7 protein-coding genes and 1 pseudogene are annotated in these 12812 nt (G+C 61.6%); 4 read left to right on the top strand and 4 right to left on the bottom strand.

What is annotated here, in order from left to right:
- Nucleotides 1-14: 14 nt before the first annotated feature.
- On the bottom strand, nt 15-4790 hold the full coding sequence (locus PO860_RS20160; protein WP_273884388.1) for an NAD-glutamate dehydrogenase: 4776 nt from the start codon (nt 4788-4790) through the stop codon (nt 15-17).
- Between the two features lie 276 nt (nt 4791-5066).
- Between PO860_RS20160 and pdxY the strand changes: the two genes are divergently transcribed.
- From pdxY to PO860_RS20145, 3 genes are all read left to right on the top strand, one after another.
- Nucleotides 5067-5942, top strand: coding sequence for a pyridoxal kinase PdxY (gene pdxY / locus PO860_RS20155; RefSeq protein WP_183608448.1), 876 nt, complete (start codon nt 5067-5069; stop codon nt 5940-5942).
- A 72-nt stretch (nt 5943-6014) separates the two neighbouring features.
- On the top strand, nt 6015-6656 hold the full coding sequence (locus PO860_RS20150; RefSeq protein WP_097618088.1) for a carbonic anhydrase: 642 nt from the start codon (nt 6015-6017) through the stop codon (nt 6654-6656).
- A 95-nt stretch (nt 6657-6751) separates the two neighbouring features.
- The gene (locus PO860_RS20145) at nt 6752-8365 is read left to right on the top strand and encodes a GGDEF domain-containing protein (RefSeq protein WP_183608449.1); all 1614 of its coding nucleotides are present in this window, start codon (nt 6752-6754) and stop codon (nt 8363-8365) included.
- A gap of 118 nt (nt 8366-8483) precedes the next feature.
- On the opposite strand, the gene PO860_RS20140 is transcribed toward PO860_RS20145, so the two are convergent.
- The 3 genes and pseudogenes from PO860_RS20140 to PO860_RS22265 form a co-directional block, all read right to left on the bottom strand.
- A complete protein-coding gene (locus PO860_RS20140; RefSeq protein ID WP_275037954.1) occupies nt 8484-9308 on the bottom strand; it encodes a lytic murein transglycosylase in 825 nt (274 codons plus the stop codon).
- 274 nt (nt 9309-9582) lie between these two features.
- Complete coding sequence (locus PO860_RS20135; RefSeq protein WP_183608451.1) at nt 9583-10617, bottom strand: aspartate-semialdehyde dehydrogenase; 1035 nt, start codon at nt 10615-10617, stop codon at nt 9583-9585.
- A 110-nt stretch (nt 10618-10727) separates the two neighbouring features.
- Nucleotides 10728-10937: pseudogene (locus tag PO860_RS22265) on the bottom strand (hypothetical protein); the annotation flags it as partial.
- 90 nt (nt 10938-11027) lie between these two features.
- Here PO860_RS22265 and PO860_RS20130 point away from each other — a divergent pair.
- Nucleotides 11028-12782, top strand: coding sequence for an alkaline phosphatase (locus PO860_RS20130; RefSeq protein WP_273884389.1), 1755 nt, complete (start codon nt 11028-11030; stop codon nt 12780-12782).
- The last annotated feature ends 30 nt before the right edge of the window (nt 12783-12812 follow it).

Below are 12812 nucleotides of genomic sequence, written 5' to 3'. Positions count from 1 at the left end.
TTCCGCGGACTGTCTCACCTCGCCCGGTCGCGCGCAAGATCGGTCAGGATACCTGCAGCAACGGTAATACGCGCAAGGTTGGGATCGCCGCCGTCGCTGAGGCTTGAAAGCTCCTCGAGGATACGGTTGATGCGGATGCGATCCTGCGCATGCCAGGCCTGAACGGGAAGCTTTTCCTTGCCGTGCTCGGACAGCGCCGAGATGACGATGTCGCGCCTTGCGCTGGCGATTTGGTCAATGCTGCGGGCAAGCGCCAGATTCTCGTAGTGGTCTGAGGTGAGGATCCGGCCGCCCGCGGCCAGCAGCCGGGCAATACGAAAAGTCTGCGACACGGCGATGTAGTTCTCGGCGGCGCGCACCAGGGGTTCGCCGGTGCGCTCGGCGATCTGCATGATCTCCGGCACCAGTGCGAAGATCGGGAGGCCGGCGATCTCGGCCGCGAGTTTTTCGGGCAGGCCCGCCTGGCTGTACTCCGCCTGGCGCACGGCGACCTCGCTGGCCACCTGTCCGGCGAAGGCGGTTTTCAGCTTCTTCAGAGCCGCCTGCAGCCGGCTAATCACTTCTGCCATATCAGCCTTGGTCATGCCCGTTTTCAGCAACAGGCGCGTCAGCACGATAAAACTGTGGCTGATTTCCTCGTAGATGCGATTCTGCATCTCACCCGATATCTTGCCGTCGAGAGCATCCGTTTCAGCCCAGAGCCGGGTCAGGTCGAAACCGTCGCGGGCAACGATCGCCGCACGCACGACTTCCGGTGCGGAAGCCGCCGTTGCGTCCATCATGGCGACGGTGAAGCTCGGTCCGCCGCGGTTGATCGCCTCGTTGGCGAGCACCGTCGCGATGATTTCGCGCTTCAGCCGATGGCCGGCGATATCGCCGGCGTTCGACTTCTGCATCTTGACGGGGAAATAATTCGAAAGCGTCGAAGTGAAATAGGGATCGTCCGGCAGATCGCTGGCGGCCAGCGCATCGAAGAGCACGATCTTGGCATAGGACACCAACACGCCGATTTCCGGCCGGGTCAGCGGCTTACCGGCGGCATAACGTTCGGCGAGAGTCTGGTCGTCCGGCAGCGTCTCGACCTTGCGATTCAGCTGCTTGGCGCCTTCGAGAACCGTCATGAAGCGCGCAAGTTCCAGGCCGTTTGCAGTGCCTTTGCGCTCCGTCAGCGAGATCGCCAGCGACTGCAGGTAGTTGTTGCGCAGCACCAGGGTCGCGACTTCGTCGGTCATCGAGGAAAGAAGCTGGTCGCGTTTTGCACGCGTCAGGCGTCCGTCATGCATCGCGGCGGCCAGCGCGATCTTAATGTTGACCTCGACGTCCGAGGTGTTGACGCCGGCCGAGTTGTCGATGGCGTCGGAGTTGCAGCGCCCGCCCTTGAGGCCGTATGCAATGCGGCCCTTCTGGGTGACGCCGAGGTTTGCGCCCTCGCCGATCACCTTGGCGCGCACATCAGTCGCGGTGATGCGGATCGGATCGTTGGCGCGGTCGCCGACTTCGGTGTCGGTTTCGGAGGGCGCCTTCACATAGGTGCCGATGCCGCCGAACCAGAGCAGGTCGATCGGGCTCTTCAGGATCGCCGTCATGATCTCGAAGGGTGTCGCCACTGCCTTGTCGATACCGATCGCGGCAACCGCTTCCGGCGTCAGCGTGACCGACTTCGCCGCGCGGGAAATGATCATCGCCCCTTTCGAAAGCACGCTCTTGTCGAAGTCCTGCCAGCTCGAACGCGGCAGGTCGAAGAGCCGCTGGCGTTCGGCAAGCGTCTTTTCCATGTCCGGATCGGGATCGATGATGATGTCGCGGTGATCGAAGGCGGCGATGAGCCTGATCTTCGGAGAGAGCAGCATGCCGTTGCCGAAGACGTCGCCCGACATGTCGCCGACGCCGGCGACGGTGAAGGGCGTCGTCTGGATATCGATGTCCATTTCGCGGAAATGCCGTTTCACGGTTTCCCAGGCGCCACGAGCGGTGATGCCCATCTTCTTGTGGTCGTAACCGGCCGAGCCGCCGGAGGCGAAGGCGTCGTCCAGCCAGAAGCCGGCTTCCTGCGCCAGCGCATTGGCGGTGTCGGAAAAGGTTGCTGTGCCCTTGTCGGCAGCGACGACGAAATAGGGGTCGTCGCCGTCGAGCCTGACCGTATCCTTCGGCGGCACGATATCGGCGCCCGATATATTGTCGGTGATCGACAGCAGCGTGCGGATATAGGTCTTATAGGCCTCGCGGCCGGCATTGAAGATCTCGTCGCGGCTGCCGCCGACGGGAAGCTTCTTCGGATAGAATCCGCCCTTGGCGCCGACCGGCACGATGACCGCGTTCTTCACCTGCTGGGCCTTGACCAGGCCGAGCACCTCGGTGCGGTAATCCTCGGCGCGATCCGACCAGCGCAGGCCGCCGCGCGCCACCTTGCCGAAGCGCAGGTGCACGCCTTCGACTTCGACGCCGTAAACGAACATTTCACGGAAGGGTTTCGGCTCCGGCAACCCGTCTACCAGGTGCGGATCGAGCTTGAAGGCCAGCATCGGCTTCGGCGAGCCGTCCGGGTTCTTCTGGAAATAATTGGTGCGCAGCGTCGCATCGACGATATTGACGTAGCGGCGCAGGATACGGTCGTCGTCAAGGCTCGGCACGTCGGCAAGCTCGGCTTCGATCGCCTGGTGCAGTTCGGCAAGCTTCTTGACGCGGGCCTTCTCCGAAAGCCTGGTGTCAAGCGTGTTATGGAACAGCTGGAAAATGGCGGCGGCGACATCGGGATATTTGTCGAGCGTCGTTGCGATATAATCCTGCGAATAAGCGATGCCGGCCTGGCGGAGATAGCGGGCATAAGCGCGCAGCACATTCGTCTCGCGCGCCGAGAGCCCGGCCGAAAGGATCAGCCGGTTGAAGCTGTCATTGTCGATCGTGCCGGCGAAGGCGGCGACAAAGGCTTCTTCCAGGGCGGCGCCGTAGCGCTGCAGATCGATTTCGCCGCCGTTGCGGGTCTCGAGCTCCATATCGTGCAGCACGACGAGTTTCATTTCTCCGTCAGCGGCCGGAACCCCGATGTCGAAGGTGCGTTCGCTGACGACATTGAAGCCGAGATTCTCAAGAAGCGGTACGCGGCGCGACAGCGCCAGCTGGCCGCCGGCGTGGAAGATCTTCAGCGAGAGGGTACGGCCTTGTTCTTCCTGGCGATGATAGAACTGGATGCGGAGCGGCTCGCCGGCGGCGCAGGCGCCGATATCGGCGAGGTCGGCCACGGTTTCCTCCGGAGTGAAGGAATCCTGGAAGGCCTGGTCGACCGATATCTTCGGCGCCTTGGCGCCGGCGAGAGCCTCGAAACGATCGTCCCAGCGGGCGGTGATTTCGCGGATCACCTGCTCGAGCTTTGCCTGCGGAATGCGTGGCGTCTTGCCGCCGGAGCGGCCGATGATGAAATGCACGCGCGCCACGCCGCCTTCCGGGAAAGCCGGGTAATAGGCGGAGACGCGGCCGTCATAGACGGTCTTCAGATAGGCACCGATGCGCTCGCGCACGATCGAATCATATTCCTCACGCGGCACGTAGACGATCACCGAGACGAAGCGGTCGAAATGGTCGATTCGCGGCAGGGCGCGTACGCGCGGCCGGTCGGCCAGATCGTTGATCTGTTCGGCAAAGCTCGCAAGCAGCGTCGTATCGATCTGGAATAGATCGTCGCGCGGATAGGATTCCAGCGTGTTGTCGAGCATGCGGCCGGAATGGCTCATCGGATCGAAGCCGAAATGCTCCTTCACCTTCTCGATCTTGGAGCGCAGCAGCGGGATTTCGGCGGCGAGCGAAGTATAGGCCGTCGAGGTGAAAAGGCCGACGATGCGCAGTTCGCCGGTGACATTGCCCTGAGCGTCGAAACGCTTGACGCCGACATAATCCATATAGGCGCGACGATGGACGATCGATTTCACGTTCGCCTTGGTGACGATCAGGAAATCAGGCCCGTCGAGGAAGGCAAGGATCTCCGGTGTCGTGGTCACGGCGTCCTTGCCGGTGCGCAGCACGAGAACATCGGGGTTGGAGAGGATGCCGAGGCCGGCGCCTTTGTCGCGTTCCACCTTGGCGTCGGAACCCTTGCCTGAATAGACATATTCGCGCATGCCGAGGAAGGTGAAATTCTCGTCGCGCAGCCAGGTCAGGAAGGCGATCGCCTCGGCGTGTTCGGCCTTCCTGCGGCCGGCGCCGTTGGCCGAAAGCTCGGCGATCACCCCATCGAGCTTGGAGAGCATCGGCTTCCAGTCGGAGACCGACAGGCGGACCTGTTCCAGCACGGCTTCGATACGCTTGACGAGATCGGCGGCCTGGGCGGAATTGAGCGGGGCGATATGGAGCTGGATGTGGCTGACGCGCGCGGCCGGATCGCTCGGGTGATCGGCGGAATAAAGCGCGGGCGGCTTGCCTTTTTCGATCACCAGGATGGGATGCACGGCCATGAACAGGTCGCGGTGGGTGCTCGTCACCTCCCCCATGACCGATTCATAGAGGAAGGGCATGTTCCGATCGGTGACCGAAAGCACCGAGACGGCGATGCCGTCAGGCGTGACGTCGGCAATGGTGTCGATGCTGACGCGCGGCGCCTTGCCGTTCCAGGCGGCGAGTTCCTTGGCGGAATGCACGGCGGAGAGCGCGAGCATCTCAGCCGTATAGAGTTCGAGATCGTCGTTGCTGGCCCGACCGAAAAGGATTTCCGGATCGAGATGGGCCTCGCCGGTCGCCTTGGCGATCTTGCGCGCACCTTCGATCTGCTTTTCCCGTTTCGGATTGTTTCTGGCAGCCATGGATCGCCTCCCGCAATAGACTGATTTTCTGCAAGCTAGCAGAAGATTCCTCGAAAAAATCTCTAAAATAGCGGCCTGAAGGATAGTTTTGGTGCTTTTTGACGCCGAAAATGGGAAATCGTTAGAGATTTTTCCGCTTTCGTGGCCAAAACGAACGGGACGGCCCTTCTTCCGACTTTTCGCTTCGCCGCACATTTCCATGCTCACGTGAAGAATGGTTGACAGCGTGGCGTCAAAAAGATCATCAAACGCCATCATCATTCGGACCTTGATATCATGTCGGAAAATGCAGCGGGCGCAGTCATCGTCATCTCCAGCCATGTGGTGCGTGGTTCGGTCGGAAACCGCGCGGCTGTCTTTGCGCTGGAGACGCTCGGTCATCCGGTCTGGGCCCTGCCGACCGTGGTGCTGCCCTGGCATCCCGGCCACGGCCGCTCGACGCGGCTGACATTTGCGGAAGCCGATTTCGACGCGGCGATCGACGATCTGATCCGCGCGCCATGGATCGGCGAAGTCAAGGCGGTGCTTTCGGGTTATTTCGGCAATGCCGCCCAGGCACGCTCCGTCGCCCGGCTGATCGCTGCGCTCAGGCAGAATAATCCCGAGCTCACCTATGTCTGCGATCCCGTCATGGGCGATCTCGGCGGCCTCTACGTGCCGGAAGCGACCGCCGAGGCCATTCGCGATCATCTCATTCCGCTCGCCTCGCTGGCGACGCCGAACCGCTACGAGCTCGCATGGCTTTCGGGCGCAGCCCTCGAAGACAACAGTGCGATCATGGAGGCGGCGCTGGCGCTCGGGCCGTCGCGTATGCTCGTGACTTCGGCCGTGCCGATGATGGCTGGCGGTACCGGCAATCTCTATCTTTCCGGCCGGCACGCGCTTCTGGCCGAACACCGCGTCGTCGAAAATCCGCCGAACGGTCTCGGCGACCTGCTCGCCGCGGTCTTCCTGTCGCGTCTGCTTTCCGGTCTGGAGGACGAAAAGGCGCTGCAACTTGCCACGGCCAGCGTCTTCGAGGTGCTGGCGCGCGCCGTCAAGCGCGGCAGCAACGAGTTGATGCTGGCAAGCGATGCATCCAGCCTTTCGACGCCGATGGCCATGGTGCAGATGCGCCGGCTTGTGCACCCGGCGCAGCGGCGGAAAAAATGACGCATTTGCCGATGCAGGCATTTTGCGGTGCAGCAGTTGATCTTGTCTTCCGCCCGCGCTAATCCAGAAGGCATGCAGCGTTTTCCAACACCACTTCTGGACGGCTACCGCAACTTCATGAACGGGCGTTATGCAGACGCCCGCGACAGGTATCGGCAGCTTGCCGAAAACGGTCAGAGTCCCCATACGCTGGTCGTTGCCTGTTCGGACTCGCGCGCAGCACCGGAGTTAATCTTCGATGCCGGCCCGGGCGAACTCTTCGTCATCCGCAACGTCGCCAACATGGTGCCGCCTTATGAGCCGGACGGTCATTTTCATTCGACCTCGGCCGCGCTCGAATTTGCGGTGCAGGCGTTGAAGGTCTCGGATATCGTCGTGATGGGTCATGGCCGTTGCGGCGGCATTCGCGCTGCACTCGACCCGAATGCCGAGCCGTTGTCGCCCGGCGATTTCATCGGCCGCTGGATGTCGCTGGTCAAGCCCGCCGCCGAGCAGATCCAGAGCAACGACGTGATGACGGCCGCTGAGCGGCAGACGGCGCTGGAGCGTGTCTCCATCCGCAATTCGATCAACAATCTCAGAACCTTCCCCGATATCAAGGCGCTTGAGGACGCAGGAAAAATGCATCTTCACGGCGCCTGGTTCGACATCTCTACAGGTGAACTGTGGGTCATGGACGCCGAGACACGCGACTTCATTCGTCCCGAGATCTAGGGATAGGCTGGTTTATCAGTTTTTTAAGAATTGTTGCTAAGCTGCCGGCAATTGGTCGCACACGACCGACATTTTGATCACCGTGGCGATTGGCGATGAAGTTCGAAACCATCAAAAAGGTTATCCTGGCCGCCATTATGCTGCCCTTCGTCTTCATGCTCATTGAAGGCGTCATCGTCATACGGACTTCAGTCAGGCAGTACAGGGATCTCGAGAAGGACCGGCAATTCGCCGATGTGCTTGCCCGCGGCGGGTCGATCGCCGCCACAGAAATCCTGAGTGAAATCGGCGCCACCCGCCTCTACCTCGCACGTCCGACCAGCGTGACTGCCGCCGACATGCAACGAAGCCGGGTGACGCTCGATCGCGAGCGCCTCGCTTTTTATGCCAGCCTGCCCTCCCGCGATACGCTCGACGAGGGCCTCGTCAGCGAATTATCAATTCTCAGCCTTGCCTATAGCCGTATCATCGCCGCGCGCAGTGCCGTCGACCAGGGCCGTTATGCCGGCAGCGATCCCGGTTCCATCTACTGGTATGCGGCTCTCACGCAGCTTGCCGTCGTCGATGCGCTTTCACCACTGATCAGCGATCCGGTACTGCTTGAGAAATCCAACCAGCTGATGGGCATCCTGCTGACCTATTACGGCGAAAGGCTGATTACCGGTGTCGGCACCCGCTACCTCGATCACGGCGTTTCCACCAGATTTCCGGTGGAGCTTTTCGTGCAGGGCAAGGTCATGCTCGGTGAGGGCATGGACCACATGGTCTTTCATTCGGCAGCGGCGATCGTGGGCGACATCGTTGCCTATCTTGGTCGCAGCGACCAGGTGAAGGCGAATGCGATCACCGATGCCATCCTTGCCGGATCGCGGCCAACGCGTGAAGTGCGCGATATCTGGGCCGCCGCGCAGAGCGAACGCATGACCTTCCTGCAGAAGAAGATGGTCGAGGCCGCAAACGATATTCACGAGACCGGCGAAAGCCTTTCGACGCGCTCGCACCTCCACTTGACGCGGATCCTGGCGCTGTGCGCCGGCCTGCTGATTCTCGCGACATTGGTCATGGTGCTGGCGTCAAGAGGCCTGCGCCTGATCGACCGGCTGACGCGCGATCGCGAGACGCTGGTGGGCGAGTTGCGCAATGCCGCTCAGACAGACCTTCTGACCGGCCTTTACAACAGGCGCGGCTTCGAGGTCGCCGCATCGGCGCTTCTCACACAGGCCGAGCACGGGTCGCGCTGGATCTCCGTCGTGCTCTTCGACCTCGATCATTTCAAGAAGATCAACGATCTCAACGGCCATGATGCCGGCGATGCCGTGCTCCGGCAGGTCGCAGGCGTTGCGCGCGAGAATTTCCGTTCCTTCGATCTGCTGGTGCGCCACGGCGGGGAGGAGTTCCTGGCGCTTCTGCCGGATTCGACGCCCGACGATGCCGCCATCGTTGCCGAGCGTGTGCGGCTGGCGATCGAGGCGGCGGAAATCCCCTTGCCGAGCGGCGATGTGCTCAAGGTGACGGCGAGTTTCGGATGCGCCGGCCGGGCAAATGAAGCCGCCAACCGGAACTTCGAGGATCTGGTCAAACGCGCCGATCTGGCGCTCTACGCCGCCAAGGCCTCCGGCCGCAACTGCGTCGTTTCGGGGCCGACCGTGCCGGCGCAGGAGGAGCGCCGCAAGACGGCCTCCGGCAGCGGCTTTGATTCCCGCATATGAAAAACGCCGCATATCGCAGCGGCGTTTTCGCGTATTGGTGCTGACGAAGGCTTAAAGGCCTTTTGTTTTATGCATGTCGTTATCCCGGAACCGCTGCGCACGCCCCAGGCGACATGCACTATCTGCCGGCGTCGATCTGCTGGCCGATATAGGCGATTGCCTGCTGATAGACGCTGGCGGCGTTCCAGCCCTGGATGGCGACGAAATTCGGCTCACCCGGCTGATAACCGGCGCCGGCGCGCCAGCCGTGGCCTTTGAGGAAATTCGCCGTCGAGGCCAGGGCATCGGCGCGGGAACCGACCATGTCGACGCGGCCGTCGCCGTCGCCGTCGGCGCCGAAACGTACGACATTGCGCGGCAGGAACTGCGTCTGGCCGATTTCACCATGGGCAGCGCCCTTCGCCTGCGGGCTGAGATAACCCTCGGAGACGAGCTGGAGCGCGGCATAGAGCTGGTCGGTGAAATAATCCGAACGACGGCAGTCATAGGCAAGGGTCGAAACAGCCGACAGCGTATGCTGGTTGCCCATATAGCTGCCGAAACCGGTCTCCATGCCCCAGATCGCGATCAGCGGGCCGGCAGGAACGCCGAAACGGCGCTCGATCGAGGCAAAAAGCGCCTGGTTGGCGGCCTTCATCGAACGGCCGCGGGAGATGACGGTGGCACCGCCGCGCTTCTGCATGAAAGTGTCGAAGGAGAGTTTGAAGCTCTTCTGGCCGCGGTCGGCGGCGATCGTCGGTTTGTTGTAATTGACGTTGGCGAAGGCGCGGTCGAGGACCGAACGGCTGACCCCATTTGCCGCCGCTTCCTCCTTGAAGTCGGCGACCCATGCGGTGAAACCGCTGCTATTGTTGCCGCATTGGGCGCCCTGGGCCGCTGCCGGCAGCGCGTGGAGGACGCCGGCTGTCGTTAACGCGGCCAGAAGGAATGTTGTCATGCGCATGAGAAACCCCGCTTCCGGTCTGCTGAAGCGCGCCGCGGCCGATCGGAGCCATGCGACGCGCCCTAAATCTTCGTTCTGTTCCTGCCGTTGTCCCAAAACCGCTGCACGGTTTCAGGCGGCATAGCTTGGCTTGACGCCGGGCAGAATGCCAGCCGAAAGCGACCTTGTCACGATCACCTTTGAGTCAGCGCTTATGGATAAGGGCGCCTACGGCTCGGCAAAAAGCCCTGCCTTCATCAGCAGGGCTTTAACACATTATGGTTTACAAATGGTGTCAGGCGGCATGCTTGCGCGGCTTGACAAGGCCGCGATTGACGAGCAGCTCGGCGATCTGGATGGCGTTCAATGCCGCACCCTTGCGCAGATTGTCGGAAACCACCCAGATGTTGAGGCCGTTTTCAACCGTCGCATCTTCTCGGATGCGCGAGATGTAGGTCGCATCCTCGCCGGCGGATTCATAAGGCGTGATGTAGCCGCCGTTCTCGCGCTTGTCGATGACGAGGCAACCTGGCGCATCGCGCAGGATGTCGCGGGCCTGGTCGGCGGTGATCTCGTTTTCGAACTCGATGTTGACCGATTCCGAATGGCCGATGAAGACCGGCACGCGCACCGCCGTGCAGGTCACCTTGATCTTCGGGTCGAGCATCTTCTTCGTCTCGGCCAGCACCTTCCACTCTTCCTTGGTGTAGCCGTCCTCCATGAAGACGTCGATGTGCGGGATGACGTTGAAGGCGATACGCTTGGTGAACTTCTTGTTCTCGATCGGATCGGCGACGAAGACGGCGCGCGTCTGGTTGAACAGCTCGTCCATGCCGTCCTTGCCGGCGCCGGAGACCGACTGGTAGGTCGAGATGACGACGCGCTTGATCTTGGCGAAGTCGTGCAACGGCTTCAGCGCCACCACCAGCTGGGCGGTCGAGCAATTCGGATTGGCGATGATGTTGCGCTTGGTGAACTGGCTGATGGCATCCGGGTTCACTTCCGGCACGATCAGCGGCACGTCGGCATCGTAACGCCAGGCCGACGAATTGTCGATGACGATGCAGCCCTGCTGGCCGATCTTCGGCGAGAACTTCTTGGAGATCTCACCGCCGGCCGACATCAGGCAGATGTCGGTATCGGAGAAATCGTAATTCTCCAGATTGGAGACCTTCAGCGTCCGGTCGCCAAAGGAAACCTCGGTGCCCTGCGAACGCGCGGAGGCGAGCGCCACGACCTCATCGGCGGGGAAGCCGCGTTCGGAGAGGATGTTGAGCATCTCCCGGCCGACATTTCCGGTCGCTCCCGCAATTGCTACTTTGAAACCCATTTCTCAAGCTCTCTTTCTCTTCTCTCCTCTGTCCGGTGAGGGGAAAGGCGCGACGGATCGCGTCTTCCTGTCCCCAGCCGAGCCGGGGAGAGAGCGGCAGGCCAGAGACGTCAGACGGTTTTCGTCGTCGTTTTGGCCTTGGTTTTGGCAGAAACCGGAACGGCAATGTCCACCCCGGCAACCCGTGCCCGGTCATTGCATGCAGCAATGGCGTGTTCGTCGCGAACCATGGATATTCCTTTTCCGTTGTTGCTCTTAGAAGGTTTTCCACAGGAGTCAAGGTTTTTGCGCTCAGAGCCGGAAGGCGAAAGCGGCCGCCGCCATGCTGCGACGTTTTGTCATGCCGCTGTCATCCTCGGGAGATATCCCGGCCCGGTTATCAATGTCTGCAACGAAAACGGGGGTTTTCCATGCGTACGCTTCTTGCCGCCTTTGCGGCCACCACCATCCTTGCGGGCGCCGCTCAGGCGACGACGGTCTATCCGCTCGATCGCGCCACGATTCTCGTCGGCTCGCCGTTCGATTTCAAGGTCGAGCTGAACAAGCAGGTCAAGCCCGAAGACGTGAAGATTACCGTCAACGGCCAGGACTACAAGACCGTTCTCGGGGGCGAGGCGCAGTTCGTCGAACTGGAAAAGGGCAAGGAAGATAAGGCGCTCGGTTCCGCTCTGCTGCTGCGCGGCCTGAAGATTTCCACGCCCGGCGCCTATAAGGTCGAGGTCGCCGCCGGCGACGAAACGAAGTCCGTCACCTGGAACGTCTACGAAACCGCGGCCCAGCCGAAGGCCAAGAACATCATCTTCTTGCTCGGCGACGGGCTTTCCGTTGCGCATCGTACCGCTGCCCGGATCATGTCCAAGGGCATGACCGAGGGCAAGGCGAACGGCCGCCTGAACATGGACGACCTCGACCGCATGGCTTTCATCGGCACGTCGTCGACGAACGCAGTTTCCACGGACTCGGCCAACACCATGTCGGCCTACATGACGGGCCACAAGACAGCCGTCAACGCGCTCGGCGTCTACGCGGACCGTACGCCGGCCTCCCTCGATGACCCGCGTGTCGAGACCTTCGCGGAAGCTCTCCGCCGCACGAGCAAGAAGTCGATCGGCATCGTTGCGACGGCCGAGGTCGAAGACGCCACGCCGGCTGCGGTCGTTTCCCATACCCGCAACCGCAACGACAAGTCCGATGTCGTCGGCATGCTGCTCGACGTCAAGCCCGAAGTCCTTCTCGGCGGCGGCTCGGCCTATTTCCTCGGCAAGGAAGTCGCCGGTTCCAAGCGCAAGGACAATCAGGATTACATCAAGCTGTTCCAGGACGCCGGCTACAAGCTTGCCACCGACAAGAACGAGCTCGCCGCCAATGCATCGGCTGAAGGCAACCTCCTCGGTCTCTTCCACACCGGCAACATGGACGTCACGCTCGATCGCGAGTTCCTGAAGAAGGGCACCGTCGACAAGTTCCCGAACCAGCCGGGTCTCGTCGAGATGACCAAGGTTGCGCTCGACCGCCTGTCCAAAAATCCTGACGGTTTCTTCCTGATGGTCGAAGGCTCCTCGATCGACAAGATGTCCCATCCGCTCGATTGGGATCGTGCGGTCATCGAAACCATCGAATTCGACCAGGCGATCGGCGTTGCCCGCGAGTTCCAGAAAGCCCATCCGGACACGCTGATCGTCGTTACCGGCGACCACACGCACGGCGTATCGATCATCGGCACCGTCGACGACGAGAAGCCCGGCACGGAAATGCGCGAAAAGGTCGGGACCTACGCAGAAGCCGGCTTCCCGAACTACAAGGATGAAAACGGCGACGGCTATCCCGATAGGGTCGACGTCAGCCGCCGGCTGTTTCTGAGCGCCAACAACGGCCCCGATCACTACGAGACCTTCCGTCCGAAGCTCGACGGTCCGTTCGTTCCGGCTGTCCAGAACGAAAAGAAGGAATATGTCGCCAACGAGCAGTATAAGGATGTTCCCGGCGCCGTCTTCGTTCAGGGCAATCTTCCGAAGAGCAGCGAAAGCGGCGTTCACGCCGTCGACGACGTCGTCCTGCAGTCGGCCGGTCCGGGTTCGGAAGAGTTCCATGGTTACATGGAACAGAGCGACGTCTATCGCGTGCTTGCCGACACTTTCGCCCTCGGTGCCAAGCAGACGAACTGATCTCTAGATGCGGATGATTTTAGACCGGAT

Origin of the sequence: Rhizobium binxianense (genome assembly GCF_028994275.1) — a bacterium.
GTDB lineage: Bacteria > Pseudomonadota > Alphaproteobacteria > Rhizobiales > Rhizobiaceae > Rhizobium > Rhizobium binxianense.
Note: the sequence above shows the minus strand (reverse complement) of the source record. Positions and strands in the feature narration are given on the sequence as shown.

What these genes read in the sequence shown, in the direction of transcription:
- PO860_RS20140 (WP_275037954.1), bottom strand. Translation starts at nt 9,308, where the DNA reads ATGCGCATGACAACATTCCTTCTGGCCGCGTTAACGACAGCCGGCGTC.
- PO860_RS20135 (WP_183608451.1), bottom strand. Translation starts at nt 10,617, where the DNA reads ATGGGTTTCAAAGTAGCAATTGCGGGAGCGACCGGAAATGTCGGCCGG.
- pdxY (WP_183608448.1), top strand. Translation starts at nt 5,067, where the DNA reads ATGTCGGAAAATGCAGCGGGCGCAGTCATCGTCATCTCCAGCCATGTG.
- PO860_RS20150 (WP_097618088.1), top strand. Translation starts at nt 6,015, where the DNA reads ATGCAGCGTTTTCCAACACCACTTCTGGACGGCTACCGCAACTTCATG.
- PO860_RS20130 (WP_273884389.1), top strand. Translation starts at nt 11,028, where the DNA reads ATGCGTACGCTTCTTGCCGCCTTTGCGGCCACCACCATCCTTGCGGGC.
- PO860_RS20145 (WP_183608449.1), top strand. Translation starts at nt 6,752, where the DNA reads ATGAAGTTCGAAACCATCAAAAAGGTTATCCTGGCCGCCATTATGCTG.
- PO860_RS20160 (WP_273884388.1), bottom strand. Translation starts at nt 4,790, where the DNA reads ATGGCTGCCAGAAACAATCCGAAACGGGAAAAGCAGATCGAAGGTGCG.